The 21,808-nt window shown below is 42.4% G+C and carries 13 protein-coding genes; 11 read left to right on the top strand and 2 right to left on the bottom strand.

Annotated elements, in window-relative coordinates; translation table 11 throughout:
* Positions 1-69: 69 nt before the first annotated feature.
* Positions 70-1,377: a hypothetical protein gene (locus ACUN24_RS21885; protein ID WP_445564448.1), complete on the top strand. Its 1,308-nt coding sequence runs from the start codon at positions 70-72 to the stop codon at positions 1,375-1,377.
* A gap of 520 nt (positions 1,378-1,897) precedes the next feature.
* Here the strand turns inward: ACUN24_RS21885 and ACUN24_RS21880 are convergent.
* Together ACUN24_RS21880 and ACUN24_RS21875 are read right to left on the bottom strand one after the other, a co-directional pair.
* On the bottom strand, positions 1,898-2,365 hold the full coding sequence (locus ACUN24_RS21880; protein WP_445564447.1) for a hypothetical protein: 468 nt from the start codon (positions 2,363-2,365) through the stop codon (positions 1,898-1,900).
* A 785-nt stretch (positions 2,366-3,150) separates the two neighbouring features.
* Positions 3,151-3,681, bottom strand: coding sequence for an NAD(P)H-dependent oxidoreductase (locus tag ACUN24_RS21875; RefSeq protein ID WP_445564446.1), 531 nt, complete (start codon positions 3,679-3,681; stop codon positions 3,151-3,153).
* A 99-nt stretch (positions 3,682-3,780) separates the two neighbouring features.
* Here ACUN24_RS21875 and ACUN24_RS21870 point away from each other — a divergent pair, with 99 nt between their 5' ends.
* The 10 genes from ACUN24_RS21870 (at position 3,781) to ACUN24_RS21825 (ending at position 21,730) form a co-directional block, all read left to right on the top strand.
* Entirely contained in the window at positions 3,781-4,143 is a 363-nt protein-coding gene (locus ACUN24_RS21870; RefSeq protein WP_445564445.1) for a winged helix-turn-helix transcriptional regulator, read from the top strand.
* 604 nt (positions 4,144-4,747) lie between these two features.
* Complete coding sequence (locus ACUN24_RS21865) at positions 4,748-5,329, top strand: RNA polymerase sigma factor (RefSeq protein WP_445564444.1); 582 nt, start codon at positions 4,748-4,750, stop codon at positions 5,327-5,329.
* 696 nt (positions 5,330-6,025) lie between these two features.
* Positions 6,026-7,186 (top strand): FecR family protein, encoded by a 1,161-nt coding sequence (locus tag ACUN24_RS21860; RefSeq protein ID WP_445564443.1) that lies wholly within the window; start codon positions 6,026-6,028, stop codon positions 7,184-7,186.
* A 159-nt stretch (positions 7,187-7,345) separates the two neighbouring features.
* Positions 7,346-10,966: a SusC/RagA family TonB-linked outer membrane protein gene (locus ACUN24_RS21855; protein WP_445564442.1), complete on the top strand. Its 3,621-nt coding sequence runs from the start codon at positions 7,346-7,348 to the stop codon at positions 10,964-10,966.
* A gap of 8 nt (positions 10,967-10,974) precedes the next feature.
* The gene (locus ACUN24_RS21850; RefSeq protein WP_445564441.1) at positions 10,975-12,489 is read left to right on the top strand and encodes a RagB/SusD family nutrient uptake outer membrane protein; all 1,515 of its coding nucleotides are present in this window, start codon (positions 10,975-10,977) and stop codon (positions 12,487-12,489) included.
* Between the two features lie 27 nt (positions 12,490-12,516).
* Entirely contained in the window at positions 12,517-13,461 is a 945-nt protein-coding gene (locus ACUN24_RS21845; protein ID WP_445564440.1) for a hypothetical protein, read from the top strand.
* A gap of 20 nt (positions 13,462-13,481) precedes the next feature.
* Positions 13,482-15,929, top strand: a complete 2,448-nt coding sequence (locus tag ACUN24_RS21840; RefSeq protein ID WP_445564439.1) for a zinc-dependent metalloprotease — start codon at positions 13,482-13,484, stop codon at positions 15,927-15,929.
* 8 nt (positions 15,930-15,937) lie between these two features.
* The gene (locus ACUN24_RS21835) at positions 15,938-18,259 is read left to right on the top strand and encodes a zinc-dependent metalloprotease (protein ID WP_445564438.1); all 2,322 of its coding nucleotides are present in this window, start codon (positions 15,938-15,940) and stop codon (positions 18,257-18,259) included.
* A gap of 2 nt (positions 18,260-18,261) precedes the next feature.
* Positions 18,262-19,380 carry a thioredoxin family protein gene (locus ACUN24_RS21830; protein ID WP_445564437.1) on the top strand — a complete coding sequence of 373 codons (1,119 nt, stop codon included), beginning with the start codon at positions 18,262-18,264 and terminating at the stop codon, positions 19,378-19,380.
* Positions 19,373-21,730 carry a DPP IV N-terminal domain-containing protein gene (locus ACUN24_RS21825; protein WP_445564436.1) on the top strand — a complete coding sequence of 786 codons (2,358 nt, stop codon included), beginning with the start codon at positions 19,373-19,375 and terminating at the stop codon, positions 21,728-21,730. The genes ACUN24_RS21830 and ACUN24_RS21825 overlap by 8 nt, the downstream gene beginning before the upstream one ends.
* Positions 21,731-21,808 lie beyond the last annotated feature (78 nt).

Below are 21,808 nucleotides of genomic sequence, written 5' to 3'. Positions count from 1 at the left end.
CCGGTAGATGGTGTTTAGAGCCCGCTATAGTGTCTCTTTATACCACAAGACTCGTAAAACCATACGAGTATGATGACTAAACCAATTACAATTGTAGGGAAACCGCTTTCGCAGTTTTATCAATTGCCTTTTGAAAAGGGGAGCAGGGTGTTAAAGTTAGCGGTGCTAGATCAGATCGCTAGCGATCCGATAGTTATCGGATTGCACAGCACCTTTAGTGTAGGCAAAAAACCTGAGCCGTTGGCCATAGAATCGCTTTCTTTTGATCAGGGTTTGTTAACCGTTCATGTTAAATTGGGAGGGGAAGAAGCAAGGGTTTACATCGCGGTGGAATACGATCATTTATTGGTGAGCTGTAGTGTTGATACTGATGAAACCTACCTTGGGCGTTATGCTTACCTTACTTTGCGGGCTATGATGCGGAGTGGTTACTGCGATTTTAAGGAATATTACTGGCCGGCATGTTTTGCTTTGGATAACAAGCGTTCGGGATATGTAGATGTGGTTAAAAAACCGGGCAGTTTTACCATTACATTGAAGAAAAAGTTTAGCGGTTTGTTTAGGCCTGGTGATGATTTCCCTGATGTTACGGAACGGGCGGTAGTACCGCGTGAAAGGCTGTCGGGTAAACACGAGATGGCACGGTTGGCACCGGTTAGCATTGGCTATTGTTTCGCCAATACCGATCTGCAGAATTTCCACACCAATCATTATCCTTTTTTAATTCCTTATGTTTTTGCGGCCACGGCTTACCTAAAAACGGTAAAATCTTTTAAACGTTTCGTGTTGAATCCGCACGATGTGGATGGTATAAGCCTCTCGCCACAACAGGAGGAGCTGAACAGCATTTGCTTCGCCATGAAACAGATAGCTGCAATACGCTTTAGCGCAAACGGCCACCTGCCCGAAACTAATGCGATTAATGACGCGAACCAGCTCACCCTTTTTAAGTTATGGAACAAGGCTTTGCCATTATTGATGCAGCAGCGTTTTACACATTACTTCTACTCTTATGGCATGCGCAATGTTACCGGCAAACCAGTAATGCGTGATATGAAACTGGTTGAATTCTCTATGGAGGTACCTGTTTTAAGCTTTTTGTTAAAAGATGAGGGCGATTATTACGAACTGCAGCTGAAGCTTAAAGTGAAAGGGAAAAGCCTGCATTTTAATACCGATAAGCCTGGGTTATTTTTAGTTTGCGATAGGGTTAAACCGTATTTATGGTATTTGCTTGAGGCGGAAATGGATTATAAACTGGTTTGGTTTTTTAGTAGGGTAAATTTTAGGGTTCAGGTGCCAAAAGGGTATTATAAGGATTTTTTTGAGGGGTTTGTTGAGGGGATTGAAAGGTGGTATGAGGTGAAGAGGGGGTAAGGGGGGATGTTTTGTTTGCAGTATCACTCAATACGGTCGTTATTGCGGGGTACGATTTGCAGGTTTTGCCCTTCGCGCAGTCTTTCCTCGGCTCACCGCCGCCGAGGGGCTCTTTCTTTTCTCTTGATAGAAAAGAAACAAAAGATCAAGGCTTGGATCTGATGTCGGATAAATTCGTCAAAGCTTTGAGGTCGTCAGCACAAGCCCCGATGAAGGATCGGGGAGGGCGTGCTGCCTCTGTGCTGTGGTAGGTTGAAAGGAGGTGCAAAAGCTTTAACGTTTTCTCCTTCCATCATCTCCTAGGCCGGATAGCAGGGAGCAGATAGCGAAGTGCATATTGCAGGGTGCGGTAATTTGTTTTATAGTCCTTTCCCTTTCAGGGGAAAGGTGCCGATAGGCGGATAGGGGTTTAAGGCGCTCGCTATAGTACGGTCGTCATTCTCGCGCATGCGGGAATCTTAATGCGCTCGCTATTTCTTGCCCTAGCTCGGGCTTGCCTCGGTTAGCCACCGAGGGGCTTTTACTTTTTCCTTGATGAAAAAGTAACAAACCTGAGCGCCGCGAAAGCATGCCTGCCATTAAAAAATAACAACGAAAAGGCATAACTGAAAGGCTTGCATCCGTTTTTTATGTGATTATATTGGTTTTTATAGGTATAAAAGATTGCTACGCAATTCTTGTAAAAACCTACGGAAATCTTGATAGCGGCAGCATCGAGGCTCTCACCCTTGCTTATTCCCAACGCTCCCGCTTTGATCCTGCCTTGGGCTGTGGGGTTATGAGGGGGACTGCAAAGATTTCCGTGCTTTTTCCTACGAAAATCTGCGAGGCCGGATAGCGAGGTGCAGATTGCAAGGAGCGTATTGCAGGGGCATATTGCAGTGTGCAGTAATTTGTTTTTCAGCCCTTTCCCTTTAAGGGGAAAGGTGCCGATAGGCGGATAGGGGTTTAAGGCGCTCGCTATAGTACGGTCGTCATTCTCGCGCATGCGGGAATCTTAAAGCGGTCGCTATTTTTTACCTCAGGCTCGGGCTTGCCTCGGCTCACCGCCGCCGAAGGGGCTCTTACTTTTGGCTTGATCCAAAAGTAACAAAAAATCAAGGCTTGGACCTGATGTCGGATAAATTCGTCAAAGCTTTGAGGTCGTCAGCACAAGCCCCGATGAAAAATCGGGGAGGGCGTGCTGCCTCGGGGTAGTGGTAGGTTGGGAGTAGGTGCAAAAGCTTTAACGTTTTCTCCTTCCATCATTTCCTAGGCCGGATAGCAGGGCGCAGATAGCGAGGGGCCTATTGCAGGATGCGATAATTTGTTTTTTAGTCCTTTCCCTTTCAGGGGAAAGGTGCCAATAGGCAGATAGGGGTTTAAGGCACTCGCTAGGAATTGTACGCCATTTTATTTTAGAATTTGTCATCCTGAGGTACGAAGGATCTTTTGATTGAAAGATTCTTCACTGCGTTCAGAATGACAATTGGTTTGATGCTGCCTGGATTTTGCGAGTAAGAAAGTGGGGGCACAGATTTCGGTATTTTTTGGCGAAAAAGGCTATACTGCTCTCTGTGTTCCTCTGTGTATAACTCAATGCACTCCGTGGTAAAAAAAATGGCGCTCTTCGCGGTTAAACAAAAATAAATAACATCTTTTTACCACAAAGGTCACAAAGGAAGGGCACGAAGTACGCAGAGCTCGGTATTTAAAGGCCATTACGCTCTGTGTTCCTCTGTGTAAAACTCAGTGCGCTCGGTGGTAAAAAATTGGCGCTCCTGGGCTTTTACGCTACAACGAATCTAAAAAATCTAAATACAAAGGAACGCTTGCTTCTATCCACTCTTCCGATGGGTTATTGTCTATTCCATAATAAGCAAACAGGGGTTGGTAATCGGCTTTTACATATTGGAAGGAAAGTTCGAACGGACGGGTTAATTCTGCTAAGGTATATTTATACTTTTCTGATGGACGCAGTTCGTGTTCATCAACGCCCAATGAAATGGCCAGGGCGATTTTCTTGTCAGCCAATTTATAACCGCTTTTGCTACCATAAGCCCAGCCATGGGTGAGAACTTCATCCATCCATTTTTTTAAAAGTGCAGGACAATTGAACCAATAATAAGGAAACTGGAATACAATTTTATCATGCTGTTCAACCAGTTTTTGCTCTGCTAATACATCAATTTTTCCATCAGGATAGGCCTCATGCAGTTGATGGATTAGATATTTCTCGGGGTATTTACTTAATTCTTCAATCCACCGTTTGTTGATTACGGAGCTTTTAATATCGGGATGGGTTACAACGATTAATGTTTTCATTTTTACAGATTTTGATGATTATAAAGCACAAAAATAGATGCATAACCGCTTAATTTGTACATTAGCCACCAATTGTTAGGTACTATAAAAAATGTAAGTATGTCTAAAATCAAGGAAACCTCAACCAACTACGCTAACAAACAAGCTTTAGCTGATGAGTGTTTAGAAGTTTATACGGCCAACATTATCGGCGGGCAATGGGCTTTGGTGATCTGTTCGTGGTTAATGAACGGTAAACTCAGATTTGGGGAGTTAAGAAAAAATTTACCAAACATTACCGAGCGCATGCTCACCTTACAGCTCCGTAAATTAGAAGCAGCTAAAATTGTTAAGCGAACCGTTTACGCTGAAGTTCCGCCACGGGTGGAATATGAACTAACCGAAATTGGCCTGGAATTGAGGCCGATTATTAATGCACTCGAAAGCTGGGGCGTAAAACATAAAAATTTGTTAGGGGAATAGTTGGTTTGGTTTATTTAAGCTTGGGTGAGTTTAGCGCCTGTTTAAATTTTTACAGTAAATGTTACCTGGCATTTTTCTTTCACGCTGAAGAGTAATTTATTGTATAAAAATCAATGTGAGTGACTGAGGGTTCTATTGCTATGTTCCGGTGAGGAATCGTCATTGCGAGGAACGAAGCAATCTTAAAGCGCACGCTGGTAGCGATCGTTGTAAGATTGCTTCGTCGGCTGAAAAAGCCTTCTCGCAATGACGACCTTTCTTATAAGATCCGTCAATGATAGCGTAGTCGAAATGCTTTATTAATGCGTTGAAATGGTCTTCGACTGCGCTAAGATTGATATACGAATTAATTTTATCTGATTTTAAACAGTCCCTTATCAAATAAATTTACATGAGCATTGATTGAATTATTGAATAGCAGGAATTGTATCAAAAAAAAGTCTTTTTAGGACTGGCATTTGCTCATTTTCGTATTTATCAATATAATATCTTTACCATTTGATGAAATTTTCCATTGCCTGTATCCTAATTTGCCTAAATAACAGGTAGCGATGTTGGTTTTTGATCTTTTATAACTTAATTTGGCAAAACTTTCCCTAAGGCCATGAGTAGCTATGAATCTTTTACGGATACCCAGCTAATTTCCCATTTACAAAATGGTGATCAAGGCGCATTTACCGAAGTGTACCGTAGGTTTTGGGATAAAGTATTCTCGGTAGCGTATCATCGCCTGGCTAACCAGGCTGAAGCGGAAGAAGTGGTGCAGGAAGTGTTTTTAAGTCTTTGGAAACGGCGTTCCAATCTGCAGATCAGGTATAGCCTCCATACCTACTTTAGTGCGGCAACAAAATATCAGGTGATTAACAAACAAAGCAGGGGATATTTTAATGCAGAGAAAAGAAATTCGCTGGAGGATATTCCGGAACAGGGGATCGACACGACGGAACTGTGGTTTTCGGAACGTGAACTGAGGCAGGAATTAGATAAACATATTAATGAGCTTCCGGTTAAATGCCGCCTGATTTTCAAAATGAGCAGGGAAGGCTACAAATCAAATACAGCAATAGCCGAAGAATTGGATATATCTGAAAAAACAGTTGAAGCGCATATTACCAGGGCGCTCAAAATTTTGAAGGATAAATTAGGCGCGGGATTGCCATTAATTTTGTATCTGCTGTCAAAATAAGAGTCTGTTTAAATTTTTACAACAAATGTTAAATGGCCTTTTGGTGTTATCCTGAGGGTTAATTTATTTCATAAAATCAATATAAAAGACAGTATTAATCTACGCGTAAAAATCCCTCGAGGTATCGTTTCGAGCGGAGTGCAACGCAGTCGAGAACCCGAAGGCTCTGCGAAGCAAAATCTAACTAAATAGATCTCTCCATTTCGCTGCGCTACAGTCGAGATGACGACCTTTCTATTGGTGTCCTGTCAATGGTAGGAATAATTGATTTCATAAAAATCAATATAAAAGACAGTAGAATTTAATGGAAATAAATTTCCCCGAGGGATCGTCATTGCGAGAAGGCTTTTTCAGCCGACGAAGCAATCTTTATAGCAAGGATCACTAGCATGATAGATTGCTTCGTCGTTCCTCCTCGCAATGACGACCTTTTTTTGGAATCGTAATGCAAGCGCTTTAAGATTCCCGCCTGCGCGGGAATGACGATTGGAGTTGCAACTCCACGACCGTACTAATGGATTCTGTTTATGGTAGCGTAGTCGATTGCTTTATTAATGCGTTTAAATGGTTTTCGACTATGCTCAGACGGACATACAGGATAATTTTACTTAAAATTTAAACACAGGCTAAAATTTATTTTAAATTCAATGTAGGGTAAGGCCTTGTTGGTGTGACTATATGCTAAACCAGCTAACATTGAATCAACGCGACAAAACCTACTCGATATCCGAAATTGCCTATAAGTGGCAAAAAGGAACAGCTACGCAGGAAGAAAAAGCCTTCTACGAGCAATGGTATTCTTCTTTTAATGATGAAGAGCTCGATCTTCGGGAAACCGGTTATACCGGTTTTGATGAGCTGGAAAAAAGCCTTTATTCCAAAATAAGCGCTGGGCTTGAAGATGAAAAAATAAAACCTTTAAAATCTAAACTTTTCCCCATCTGGTTTACAAGCGCAGCAGCCATCCTTATGGTGGTTTTTGGCTATCTGGCCTACCAGTCTGGTTGGTTTAGCATGCTCATTGCACCTGGAAAAACTAAGACCGAGATTTTGCCGGGAACGAATATGGCCACTTTGAAGCTGTCGAACGGTAAAATTTTGCAGTTAAGTAGTAGTAAACTTGGTTTAAAGATCGATTCTGCTGACCTGGAATATATCGATGGAAGTGGCATCGCTTTAGACAAAACCAGTGCGGTAACTAAAGAAATGGAGATTAGAACACCAAACGGAGGTACTTACCAGGTAGAACTGCCAGATGGTACAAAGGTTTGGCTTAATGCATCAAGTAGTATTTTGCTGGCTGCAAACTTTTCATCAAACCCGGAGCGGCGTTTGAAGCTACAGGGCGAGGCTTACTTTGAGGTTGCAAAAGTAAACACATCTGTTCATGGTGTTAAACAACGGAAGCCTTTTATCATCACCGTTAACAATAAATCTATCGAGGTGCTGGGCACCCATTTTAATGTAAGGGCATACACCAACGAAGCATCACTTAAAACAACATTGCTTGAGGGCAGCGTAAGGGTTGTTGATGGCAATACTACCAAAAAGTTAGTTCCCGGCGAGCAGGCAACTGCCCTAAATGGCCTTATAAACGTGAATAAGGTTGACGTAGAAGAGGCCATTGCCTGGAAGAACGGAAATTTTCAGTTTACCAATATGGGGATAGAACCGATTATGCAGGATATTGCCAGGTGGTATAATGTAGAAGTAGTTTACAATGGGCCGGTTACCAAAGAAAGTTTCGGTGGGGCCTTCTCCAGAAATAAACCCTTGCATGATGTACTTTCATCGCTTGAAGAAACCGGTGGAGTACATTTCAAAATTGAAGGAAGGAGGGTAATCGTAATGCCATAAATTGTACCCAAACACGTTCTGAAAAGAACCGGAGGTGGTACGAAGCACCCCCGGAAGTAAATTTGGAGCGGTATAAATGAAGATTGATATTCAACTAAACCAAACAACCAAACCAACCAGGATACCATTGCGCCCGCAAATGGTATTCCATTCAAATGTATGAAAAAATCCATTTCAATGGACGATAAGCCACGTGCTTGTCGTTCCGGGCAAAATATGGGCTTTATAATGAAGGCAGCAATGCTTTTGTTTGCCATTTTTGTCTTTCAGTTAGGTAGCAGTAAAGCACAAACTGTTACTATTTCAAAAAGTAATGCCAAAATTGTTGATGTTTTCAAGGAAATCAGAAAACAAACGGGATACGATTTCGTATACACCTCCAGGCATATCAGCGAAGCAAAACCTGTAACCATCAATTTAAAAAATGCACCATTAGAAAATGCCCTGGCAGCTTGTTTTAAAGATCAGCCCCTGAGTTATTCTATTCAAAATAAGACTATTGTTGTGAAGCAGAAGGAAGCTTTGGAAAATCTCCAGAGTTCAGTTTCAGTGTCCATGAAAACCCGTTCAATAGCCGGGCAGGTAAGCAGCACGGATGGTCGGCCGATGCCAGGCGTAACCGTATTATCTAAGGAAACAAATGTAAGGGCAGTAACTGACAAAGAGGGGCGTTACTGGATTGAAGTATCGGATGAAAAAGGAGCCACGCTGATTTTTTCTTATATCGGTATGCAGTCCAGACAGATCGCTGTAAACACCCTTCAGAACTTAAATGTAACCCTTACAGAAGCCGCGAAAGAACTGGATGAAGTAATGGTAAATACTGGTTACCAGGTTCTTAAAAGAAGTGATATGGTGGGCTCAAGTGCAACGCTCAATGCAAAAGAGTTGTACTTAAACGGGGTAAGTACGTTGGAGCAGGCTTTGCAGGGTAAAATTGCTGGTTTAGCGGTTACAAATACCAGCGGTTTAATCGGTACAAAACAAACCGTACGCGTGAGGGGAACATCAACTTTAGCCGGTTCGCAGGAGCCGATCTGGGTGGTTGATGGCGTGATCCAGGAAGAGCCACTACCTTTTAAAGCACAGGAACTTAATGTGAACGGTGATATCACTTCTGACAATTTTGATGTGATCAGAAACTTTGTCGGCAACTCTATCCGTTGGTTAAACCCTATGGACATTGAAGACATAACCGTATTGAAAGATGCTGCTGCAACTGCTATATATGGCATCAGGGCAGGTAACGGTGTAATTGTGATTACTACAAAAAAAGGGAGAGTGGGGCCAATGTCCATCAGCTATTCTACTAATTTTAGTGCAACAGATAAAGTAACCGCTGATAAACTCAACCTGATGAGCTCTAAGGAGCGGGTAGCGGTCTCACGTGACATTTTTACCAATGGACTTACTTCAACTTTTGTAAACAGCACAATTGGCTATGCAGGAGCATTAAATGAGTACCTATATAAGAAAACCATAACTGCTGATGAATTTAATGCGCGTGTAGCAGATTTGGAAACGGCAAATACAGATTGGTTTGACTTGCTCTATCGCGTTCCATTCAGTACCAGTCAAAATGTGAGCGTCTCTGGTGGAAATCCAAATACGCGCTATTATTCTTCCCTGGGTTACAACAAGTCCGTTGGTACAGCAAGGGGAAATGACGCTACCGGTATTACCGGTAATTTTTCAATTACCTCTCAGCTATCAGAGAGATTCAGCATCAGTGCCAGGTTATCAGCATCAAAAAATCTAACCAATGGCTTTTATATTGTTGATACCTATAACTATGCTAAAAATACAAATCGGGCTATACGGGCATATAACCCCAATGGTGATTTGAGTTTTTATCCAAATGCCTCTGGTTACAACTTCAATATGATTAACGAACTCAATAATACAGGCAATTCCAATAAAGTACTGTCTGCCAATACCAGCATAAATTTAAACTATAAAGTTATTGAAGGACTGAATGTGCAGACTTTGTTCAGCTACAATAACACTGCAACGGTCGGAGAATCTTACGCTACGGAACAATCGGAGTACATTGCACGCGAATACCGCTACAACAACTATGGCTCATTTAAACCTAATGAAGCAGGATATAAACAAAGTAAATTGCCTGTTGGTGGAGAATACAATATAAACCAGGCCAATAGCGATGTATGGAGCTTGAGAAACAGTTTGTCCTATAGCAAATTGTTTGGTAAAAAGCATTCCATGGCCCTTATGTTTGGTCACGAGCTTAACAGTACCAAATATGTCGGCTATAGCAATACTACGCTGGGGTACCTCAGAGATCGTGGCAAATCATTCGCTACGCTGCCAACAACCACCATACAGGCAGGTAATACCGTCTTGATCAGTGATTATACGAATAAGTTTACGCCGAAAGTGACTGATCGCCTTGCCAATACCATGGGACTCTATTTTACCTCAAGTTATAGCTACGACAACCGGTACGTTATGAACTTTAGTATTCGTAACGACCGTTCCAATCGTTTCGGTCAGTTTACCAATGAGAAGTTTAACCCGGTTTGGGCGGGTGGTTTAAGGTGGAACATGGCCAACGAAAAATGGTTTGTTAAATCTTATTGGCTTTCAAACCTAAGCCTTAGTGGAACTTTTGGCTACCAGAGAAACGTGGCTTCAAATGTAAGCCCTGATTTAATTGTCAAAATCCCAACCGGTTCATTGTCAACCAGCGTAGATTCAAATACAGGCGATAATCTCTTAACCATTAGCAATTTGCCTTATGGCGATTTGCGTTGGGAACAGAATGCAAGTATGAATCTGGGATTAGATTTTAGCCTTTTCAACAATAAAATAGTCGGATCATTCCAATATTACCAGAAACGCGGAAGAGAACTGATCACTAGCCTCACGGTACCGCTCGAATATGGAATAACCAATATGCTTGTTAACGGCGGCGCTATGCAAAACGAAGGTTATGAAATATCAGCAAGTTTCGTTCCTGTACGTACCAGAAATTTCACCTGGAACGTAACGTTTAATACTTCAAAAAATATAAATACCATCACCAAAATCAGCCCGCAACTTGTCAATTGGAGAACAGCTGTAAGCGGATCGTTAAATGTTATCGACCGACCTACCTCGGGATTTTATGCATTCAGGTACCTGGGTATAGATCCTACAAACGGATACCCTAAATTCGACTTGTCTGTTGATCCGGGTGCGGATCCTAAAGATCCTACCTCTTATATGACTTATGCAGGTAAGTTTGATCCCGATTTCATCTCAGGATTAGGCATGAATTTCAGGTATAAAATGTTGACCTTAAGTTCGAGCTTTTACCTGCAGGTAGGGGGTAAAAAATTTCTAACTCCATTATACTCCCTGACTAACAATCTGCCTACAGAATATCAAAATTTATCCCGTCAGTTGCTGGATCGCTGGACACCGACTAATCCCGGGGGTACTGTTCCTACGTTACCCGACAGTTCAGTTCCGTTTGTTACTTTACCGGGAAGAGCAGGAGCGGGTGGAGTTTCACCTACGGTGTTTGATATGTATAATTTCAGCACAGAACGCCTGGTTAGTGCATCAACATTACGATGCAATAACATTAACCTAAGTTACACACTGCCAGCATCGCTTGTGAAGCGATTGAAATCGAAGAATATTTTTATCGGAGCAGGAGTTAGTAATGTTTTTGCCATTAACAGTAAAGATTTTAAAGGATTAGATCCTGAAGTTGCCGTTGGACAGCAGCCCAGAACAAGAACCTATACCCTCAATTTAAACCTAAGTTTATAATAATAGATATGAAAAGACTTATGATATTTTCCCTGGTTTTGTTGACCACATTATTTGGGAGCTGCAAAAAATTTCTTTCAGAATATAGCCAGGATGAAATGAGACCCTCGACTACCGACGATCTGGCCGCTTTGATGTATAGTGAAGCCTATCCCTATGCCGGAAGTTTTGATAACCTGGATATGCTTACTGATGATGTGCAAAGCAATGGACTGTCAAGTTCGAATGGTACACCTGTGGCTGCTTACATAACTGCTCTCGCTAACGGTACACCACAGTTTACGTTTAACCCAACAATGTTCGATTCCAACAATACCATTCCCAAGGGCACAAATCTGTACGAAACATATTATTCAAAGATAAAGGGATGTAATGTTGTTATAGATAACCTCGACAAAGTTTCTGGTTCGCAACAGGCAAAAAATGCTATCCTTGGTCAATGCCTGTTTCTCAGGGCTTACTATCATTTCAAATTGGTTACACTTTATAGCCTGCCTTATACTGCCCCTGGAGTAAATCCGGAGAGTAGCCTGGGAATCCCTCTGATCTTATCAAGCCAGGTGCGCGATGGCGGGCTCTTGCGCCCAAGTCTTAAACAAACCTATGATCAAATTGAAACGGACCTGTTGAAAGCTGCTGAACTCCTGAAGGCTAATTACACTCAAACGAGTAATTTTCGGGTTGGAGCCCCAGCTGTGAATGCCTGTTTAACACGGTTTTATCTGTTGCGGGGTTTGGAAACAGATTTGGATAAAGTGATTGAGTATGCAAATAAAACATTTGAAGATCGAAACACTTTAACATCCTTAAGTACATTTTTTACCGCAACAAATGCGATTTCATCGACTGGAATTTACGATGGCGGCAATACAGAAGTACTTTGGGCATATGGTGGCAATTCAAGAACAGACTTTACCTACTTTGCGTCGCTGACAGGCGGTGCGGTACCGCCATTTGCTGTGACTTCAAATTTGACTTCTACTTATGAACAAGGGCCTGGTACCTCAAACTATGGGGATTTGCGTTATCAGATGTACTTTACCAAGTATTCTAACAATGGAACTTTTCCATATGCAAGTGCAAAATCAACTGCTAATACAGCAGGCTCAGGATCTAAAGGTTTTCGATTGTCAGAAGTTTACCTGAACCGTGCAGAAGCACTGATCAGGCGCTTCATCAAAACAGGCAATACCGCTGATCGTACTCAGGCACTTTCTGATATTAATTATTTGAGGATCAATCGTTATGATACCAGGAATACGGCCTATGTTCCGGTTAGTATCACGGATGGAAATGCCTTGTTTATTTTTTATCAGCAAGAGCGGAGAAGGGAACTCGCCCTGGAAGATGGTTTCAGGTGGCAGGATATCCGCAGATGGGCGATTCCGGTGACGCATAACTATATCGGGGCAGATGGGGTGAGTACGGCGTATACACTTCCGGCAAATAGTCTGTTATACGCCTTGCCGATCCCATTCAATGCGATAACCAACAATCCTGACCTTGTTCAAAATCCGAGATAAAAGAACATTTATTTAAACCTGAATACAATGAAACGATATATTTTAAGCCTGTTTGTGCTTAGTACAATACTTACCTTAAATGCATGCAAAAAATCGGAAGAGCCGCTAACACCGTCTGGTGCTGATGAGACGTATACATACAAGGTGCCGCAGGGAAACAACGCGTTCGATGAGACCATTGTGGATTACTATAAAAAATACGGAACTTATATGCTGTATAAGTTTACCGAAAAAGATGCTTATTGGACGCCAACAGGCTGGAAGAAACCCCTGGAGGTAAAAGGAAGTTGGACCGCTGGTGCAGAGGTGGAAGCTTCAGATCCTGTCTACATTGCAGCTCAACTCAATCTCATAAAAACCAAGTGGTTTAATTTTTACTCCGACAAATTTCTTAAAAAATTCCTGCCGGTTAAAATACTGCTTTGCAAAAGGGTAGATTCGGTAGGGAATGCCTTTATTTTTACACCAGTATTCAGCTCAGTAAAGTCGACAAAGAAGATGCCTGCTTTTTACAACTACGATAACATCCAAATTAACTATGGGGATGCTACCGTAAATTCCATGACTGCAGCAGATCTAAGGCTTTTTATCTACAAGACGAACCTTATTTTTATGCAAAGCATTTTTGCAAGAGGCCTGATCGCACCTACAAATGAATTTGCAAACAGTGCCGATTATAATACAGCCATGACCACCACTACGCAGGCTTATGGTAGAGGGATCATTGTAAATCCTTCCGGTCCAGCGGTCCAGGCCGATTGGAACGCCTACATTACCGCAATGGTGACCTATTCCACGGTTCAGCTTAACGCCTCGGTAGCCATAACGGATAGTAGTGCTGCGGGAATTTTAAACCCAATCAAGGATACCGCTGGTCAGATCAAAAGGCGTTATAACATGGTCAGAAATTACTTTATAAATGAATATGGGGTAGACCTTCAACTTATTGGTAATGCCACCAGAGGCCTCTAAAAGATTTAAAAAACACACGAATGAAATCTATTATAAGAAAATTGTTCCTTGGCCTTGTGTTATTGTTTAGCACCGTAGTGTGCACATATGCGCAATCAGAAATAAAGGTGCCGGATATCGGTACCTTTATTAAACCTGCTGCCAAGGCCTATAAAGGGATGTTCAATGTTTACGCACAGGACGATAAATATTACATCGAAATTCCCGATCAGCTGTTGGGTAGGGATATCCTTACCAGCATCACCATTATCCGTGGTTCGGCACAACGTAAAAGGAACCCGGCAATGCGTTTTGGCTTTGCCGGCGATGCCGTAAACGACAGAGTGATCCGGTTTACCAAAGGAACTAATGGCAAGTTAAATCTGATCATTCCTGAATTTGTACAGGCCAATGATACTGTTGGTTTATATTTTAATGTCGTTAAATCAAGATTGGTACCCAGTCTGCTCGCCTTTGATGTGGTGGCTGCGGGAAAGTCGAGTTCCGTGATCGATATCACCTCAATGTTTGCCGGCGACAATGATTTTTTCTCCTTAAAAGGAGCCGCTACAGATTTAAAACTTGGTGGTTTCGAAGCGCAGAAGTCTAAAATCCTCGGTGTAAGCGCATTTGAAAACAACATTGTTTTCCGTTCTATCAAAAGTTATTCGGAAGGTGCGGCAGCGCCGGAAGCAGCAGGCGCCCCGGGTACTGCACCAAAAAAGCAAGAGTCAAATCCCACCATGTGGGAAGTTGGCGCCTCCTGGTTTTTACTGCCAGAAGTTCCGATGGCACACCGTTACGGTGATAAACGGATAGGGTATTTTTTAACAGGATTAAAAAATTATGACCTTAACCCGGAAAGAGATGAATTTCTAACAGTTGCCAACAGGTGGCGCATAGAGCCTAAACCAGAGGACCTGCAAAAATTCAAAAATGGCGAACTGGTAGAACCTGCAAAGCCGATCGTGTTTTACATTGATCGAAATACGCCTGCCTATCTCATTCCTTACTTTATTGAAGGTGTAAATGCCTGGCGTAAAAGCTTTGAAAAAATTGGCTTCAAAAATGCAATCACCGGCAAGTTGGCCCCTACACCTGAAGAAGATAAGGATTACAGCATGGAAGATGCAAGGTATTCCTATATTTCTTATAAGCCTTCCGAAATGGCCAATGCCTATGGCCCGCAGGTGGTAGATCCGCGTTCCGGTGAGATTTTGTCTTCCCATGTGGCTGTTTTTCACAACATTATGGACCTCCTGCAACGCTGGTATTTCTCTATGTGCGCTGCAACAGATGCCAGGGCAACTAAGATTCCGATGAGCCAGGAGCTGATGGGCTCGTTAATGAAAAATGTGATCGCTCATGAAGTGGGGCATACCTTAGGCCTGAGGCACAATTTTGCCGGCAGTTCTTCCTACGCGGTAGACAGTATCCGAAAAAGGGATTTTGTACGTAAAAATAGTTTTGGCCCATCCATAATGGACTATATGCGCTACAATTATGCGGCACAGCCTCAGGATAATATGACGCCTAAAGACCTGCTGCCGTTCATTGGCGTATATGATGATTATGCCATTGAATGGGGTTATAAATACATGCCAGACAAAACACCCGTACAAGTAGCAGATTACCTCAGTGCCTGGGTGTCGGAAAAAAGAAAAGATCCACGTTTCTTCTATTATGATGAAGAGGAAAAAAATGACCCCAGGGTACAAAGTGAAGATATCGGCGACAACAGTATGAAGGCAAGTGCACTGGGTGTCGAAAATCTGAAGAGAATCATGGCTGGTTTAAATACTTCTGTACAGGGCGACGATGATGACTATGCTACCCTAAGGTCGATGTACCGCGCAGTTAAAGGCCGCTATTACCAATACCTGCAACATGTAGTGAGAAACATAGGTGGGGTTTCAGTTGATAATCCACTGCGTACCGAAAATAAAGACAGCTATGTGCCTGTTAGTCGCGCGCAACAAAAAGAGGCCATGGCCTATCTGAATGATTATATGTTTACCGAGCCAAAGTGGTTGTATCCTGAAGATATAATGGCTAAAACGAATGCAAGCTTTGAAACAGAGGTAGAGCTTGGTTATACCGACTTGTTGAACAGGATATTGGCAAAGTATTTCCAGCTGGGAAATGCGGACAACATATCCACCAATCCAGCGTATCCGCCTACTGAGTTTCTTACCGATCTGCAGCGTTACATCTTTAAGGATCTGGAAACTGGTAAGCCCATTTCCCGCTACACCAGGATGCTGCAGCGTTCCTTTTTAAATGCGATTTTGGCACATGTAGATAAGCCTGCAACCTTTCCTAATGATGTAGATTTTACGATGACAAAGCTCATGTACCTCACGGCAAAACAGGCAGAAGCTGGTGCTGCAAAACAAACGGACTTTATTTCTAAAAGTCATCTTGTTTCAATAGCCAATATAATTAAAATCTGGAACACCGGAAAAAATGATGCCTACCTCACTAAATAATCACCACAATGAAATATATATATTCAATTCTGCTTGGTCTTTGCGCATTTTTAGCGGCCGGCACTTCACAGGCACAAATAAAAGATACTGCTCCTTCGGGCGATCCGAAACCATTTGATAAGTTCTTTAAAAATACCATGAAGATCACACCCGGTGCATTTCCGGTTTACCAGGATGGGACTAAATACTACCTGGAAATTTCGCCTGCGAACTTAAATAAAGATATCCTGATCATCGGAGATGTGGCCCGTGGTTATGCAAATAATATTTCTCAATCTTCAGGCGTTATCCGCTTTAGCGAAGGCACAGGCAATAACCTGAACGTAACAAGAGAGGTTTATAAAGAAGCGGTATCGCCAGATTTTAATCAGGGTATTGAAGAGCTTGTACAGAAATCAAGCCTGGTTCCTGTGAGTTTTGTGATGCCCATTGCTGCCCTTGGAAAGGCAAAAGGGAGTTACCTCATCGACATCAGCAGGCAGCTGATGGAGGGCGGTGATTTTTTCTCGTTCAAGGATGTAAATGGCTTAACCAGTCCTGACGCAGCACGCTCAGGTGTACAGGAAGTGAAAACCACAAACGATGCAGTTGTATTTAGTGTATTGCGAACACAAACCATACCGGGTACAAGCTATAATGGTAGTAAAGCAATAGATAAAGCTACGGCTTTTGTACTTACCCTGGTTATTCAGCGCCTGCCTGACGCCGTTATGAAAGTAAGGGAAGCAGATCCACGGATTGGCTTTAAAACGGTAAATTACAACGATTTTGGCAAAAGCCCTTATGGTGTTGAAAATGTAAAAGTAATTACCAAATGGAACCTGGAGGCAAAAAAAATTATGGTCATTATTGACCCTACAACACCTTCGCTGTTTGTTCCTTACTTAAAAAAAGCGGTTGAACAATGGAATGGTGCCTTTCGTGAGGCAGGATTAAAAAATCCATTGGTCGTATCCACAGATGATAAAGACAATTGGCTATCTGCAGGTAAAATACTGTTACGTTGGGGAAATGCTGTAAAAGGGCTGGTCATAAACACGGTTACCGATCCACGAACAGGAGAAATTCTTGCCGGAAAAATGAATATTGATGTGAATGTCAGCAATGATTTGCTCCCTTCTTATTTTGCGAAATGTGGCTTTAAAGATCCACGGATCATGAAGGATCTCTACAATCCTGAAGTACGTGGCGAGATGATGGAGTGGAAAGCCGCCCAGGGATTGGGCGAACTGCTGGGTATGCTGCCTAACCTGCATGGCAGTGCGGCCTACAACACTACGCAACTTCGGTCTGATGCATGGCTTAAGGAGCATGGTTTTACCTCATCTGTTACGGACGATACGCAGTTTAACTTTGTGGTGCAACCGGAAGATCAGGTGAGCGTTGCCGACTTGATGCCCCGGGTGTCGGCGTACGACAAACTGGCGATTGGCTGGGCTTATCGCTCGTTCAAAAATACCGCTGAAGAGAAAAAGGCACTATCGTCTGTAAAGATTTCCGATCCGGAATTGTTGTTTCTTGAAGAAAATAAAAGTGATCCGTACACCCGCAGGGGTGATGTTTCTTCTGATCAGCTCGAAGCCGCCATCCTCGGAATGAAAAACGTGCAGACCTTCTACCCACAGGTAGAAAAACTCACATCGGCGATGAAAGATAAGGACGAGGACTGGAAGAACTTTAAACTGTTGTCTAAAGCTTTCCAGATCAGTTATCAATTGTATACCGATAATGTAGTGAGCTACATTGGTGGCAAATCTGTGCGTCCGGTACTTAAAAACTACAATGACGTAGGTGTTGTGTATCCGACTAAAAAAGACCAGCAACGGGCAATGGCGCTGTTGGATTCCTGGTTTTTTAATGGCCCGCCAGCCTGGATGCAAAGCAAACGCATGAACCAGATCAGCGAAGAGTCTGAAACCATAAAGATGGGTAAAAGCACACAAGATGCACTCAGAAAATTTATTACGCCCGAAGTGCTCAACAACCTGATGCAGGCGGAGTACGATCTGGGTAAGGAGGCATATACGGTGAGTGATTTGTTCAACGACCTGGACCACTATGTTTTTAAAGATTTTAACCCTGCGCAAAGTGTGGACGATTACAGGATGCTGATGCAGACAAACTTCGTGTACGATCTTTCTGCAGCGGTCGCAAAAAATAACATTACAAGTGGTTTGAGTGATTCCAGCGAAGTGTTGCATCTGTACTTTATCAGAACCTTGCAGCACCTGGGCGAGCTATCAGAAAAACACCAGGATGCTGCTACACGTGAGCGCTATAGAATGATTAAACAAAAAATTGAACGTAACATCAACCAGAAAGCAAGCTAGTAATGAAAAGGATAATATTAGGCGTGATGCTCCTTTTGGGAACCTCAACATACGGGCAGAACAGGGCGATTGATTTTAAAACGGCTTCGTTAAAGGAAGCCTTTAATATCACGAAAGAACAGCATAGAATGATTTTTGTGGATTGTTATACCGTATGGTGCGGGCCGTGTAAGGGCATGGATCAGCAAGTATTTACAGTAGATAGTGTAGCCGATTTTTTCAATAGTCACTTCATCAGCGTAAAAATGGATATGGAAAAAGGAGAGGGGCCTGCAGCAATCAAAACCTATGAAGTAGGCGCATTTCCGACCTACCTGTTGTTTGATGAGAATGGAAAGCAGATTTACAAATTTGTTGGGGGCATGTCTGCGACCGAGTTTATGGCCAAGATCCGTGTGGGTATTAATCCGAAAAATGAAATTGCCACAAGAGAGGCCAGGTATGCAGCGGGCGACCGCGATCATGCCATGTTACGGGAGCTCATTAAACAGAAATTTAAGCAAAAAGAAGCAGCGGCGGGCACTGCCATTGCCGCAGAATATTTTAAATTAATGACTCCTCAGGAGCGGTTACGTCCTGAAAACTGGTTTTTGTTTGGCGAAAGCTACGATGCAAGGTATATGTCGGATATTGGAAGCCTGAATTTTAATTACCTGCTTGCCAATTACCGGGAATTTGTAGCTGCTAACGGAAAAGAACTCGTTGACGATAAAATCAATGCCGTTTTTAAAGGACTAGCGAGCAATTGTTTGGCTGGCTACTATTTTAAAAACCATCCTTACCGTAAAGAAGAATTTGAAGGTTATAAAACACTGGTGAGCAAAAGCAGGTATCCTGATAAAGTGCAATTGCTTATTTTAACAGATATCGCTATAGCTGCCGGCGAACAAAATGCAAAGGCAGCAGGCAAATTGCTTGCAGATTATGTAGGCAAGTTTACCGAGAAAAATAAAAAAGTGGTATTCGATTACACCAACTTTTGTGCAACTAAAGATCGCAGTTATCCTTATATGAAGGAGATCTCCATTGAAGTGGCTAAGACTTCTACAAACCCATTTTTGATCAAACATTGCGCAGATTATGCTTCCCGTTCTACACAGACATCTTCTCAACATGAATAGGTCAGTCTTTTTTTTAGTTTTACTTTTTCCACTGGCTACGCTGGCCCAGGTGCCAGACTATGCTGCAGCAGAACGGTTTAATGCACCAAATCTGCAAAAGCAGATCGGGTCGGTGCAGATTGTTCCTTTTTTTCTGAAAAAAAGCAATAAGTTCTGGTTCATAGCTAACAGACCATCAGCACGAGCTAATACGCCTTATCGTGCGGTAACGGTCCAAAAAAACGACGTGCTAAACAATGAAGAAGAACTGGTGGAAACGGTTTATGGAGAAGGTAAGAACGTGCCCTCGGTAAATAGTTTTGACTTGACAAAAGACAACTATTTCCTGGTTGATCCGGATCATAAGACAAAGATCGAACTGTTTGATAAAGTGTCTATAACGAATCAGCTACAGGTATTAACAAAAGGAGAAGCCAGCAAAACCTCCGTAAGCTACAGGCCTACTTTTTCTGAAGATGAGCAAACGGTAGAAGTAGGTTATAACGGTGTGGTTTACGACTATAATTACAGCAACAAAAAATTGGTTAAACGTGAACCAAAAGCAGCTCAGAAACCGCGGGTTTATTTGCAAGGTAATTTATCGCCGGATAACCAATGGCTCCTCTATGCTAAAAACCATAATTTGTTCCTTAAAAAATCTGCAGACACGGTAGCGCAAGCATTGTCTACAGATGGTGCGGAACACTATTCTTTTTCCATCAACGATAAAGACGAGTTTTCCAAGGTAAATTCAACAACAGACGCGGTTTGGACACCTGATTCTAAGGCGTTCTACGTGTTGAGAAAAGATACCAGGAAGGTACAAACCTTAACGGTGATTAATTCTATAAGTAGCGCAGTGAGGCCTTATTTAAATACCTATAGCTATGAATTACCTGGCGACAAGTACGTCACTCAATTTGAGTTCTTCATTGGCAATGCCGCTACAGCTTCTTTGAAAAAAGTAAACATAGACCGCTGGCCGGATCAGGAAGTGGAAGTGCTGCGGAACCAGAATAGCAATGACGAGGTGTTTTTACTAAGGAAGAAGAGAACCCGTGATGAAATGGAACTTTGTGCGGTGAATGTAAAAACCGGAGCATTGCGTATAGTGATTCATGAAGTGAGTAAACCTTTTATCAATACGGACTTGTTCAATGTATCGATCCTTAATCAGGGAAAGGATATTATATGGTGGAGTGACCGGAGCGGATGGGGGCAGTATTACCATTATAACCGTAAAGGAGATTTACTGAATGCCCTTACGCAGGGAAACTGGACGGCGGGTAAAATTGCTTGCATAGATACAGCCAAACGGATGCTTTATTTTTATGGATATGGAAAAGAAAAAGCACGTAACCCCAATTATGCTTTTTTATATAAAGTTGGTTTTAATGGTGGAAAACAGCAACTGTTAACACCTGAAGACGCCACCCATGCAGTCTTCATGTCGCCAAATAAGAACTATTTTGTAGATTACTATTCCAGGATAGATCTGGAGCCGCTTACCATTGTAAGAAACACGGAAGGTAAATACGTTCAGGAGGTATTTAAGCCTGATTTCAGTAAACTTTATGCATACGGTTGGAAACACCCTGAAATGTTTACTGTTAAGGCCAAAGACGGGATTACTGATCTTTATGGCCTGATGTGGAAACCTTTTAATTTCGATCCTAATAAAAAATATCCCATTATCTCCCAGGTTTATCCCGGCCCTTTTACCGAAACCGTATGGAATGAATTTACGGTAACAGACCGTTACAACAATACCTCGCTGGCGCAGGTCGGATTTATTGTTGTAGTAATGGGACATCGCGGAAGTTCGCCTTACCGGAACGCTCAATATTATAAATTCGGGCATGGTAACTTGCGTGATTATGCGCTGGAAGATGATAAATTTGGATTGGAGCAGCTTGCGGCACGTTATTCATTTATAGATTCGAATAAAGTGGGCATTTTTGGTCATTCCGGTGGTGGAATGATGTCTACTGCGGCAATCTGTACTTTTCCTGACTTTTATAAGGTTGCGGTTTCTTCTTCAGGGAATCATGACAATAACATTTACAACCGCACCTGGGGCGAAACTTACCAGGGTTTTGACAAGCCTGTTGCCCTGAACCAGAGTCTTGCTAAAAACCTGAAGGGGCATTTGTTGCTGGTTACAGGAGAGTCTGACCAGAATGTAAACCCTGCAAATACTTACCGAATGGTTGATGCTTTAATCAAAGCCAATAAAGATTTTGATCTGCTGGTTTTACCCGGACAAAGCCACACCTATGAAGAGCCTTATAAAACCTATTTTCAACGACGGTTGAGAAAGTATTTTGCAAAATATTTTATCGAACAAGACAGTTCACATAATAAAAAGTAAACGGTAGCATTTGCTATTTGTTTAGGATGACGACAGACGGAGCTGGTTGGATGACCGCTCCGTTTTTATTGCTATGTT

The sequence above is a fragment of the Pedobacter sp. WC2501 genome (assembly GCF_052682415.1).
This window is presented reverse-complemented; position numbering and strand designations above follow the sequence as displayed.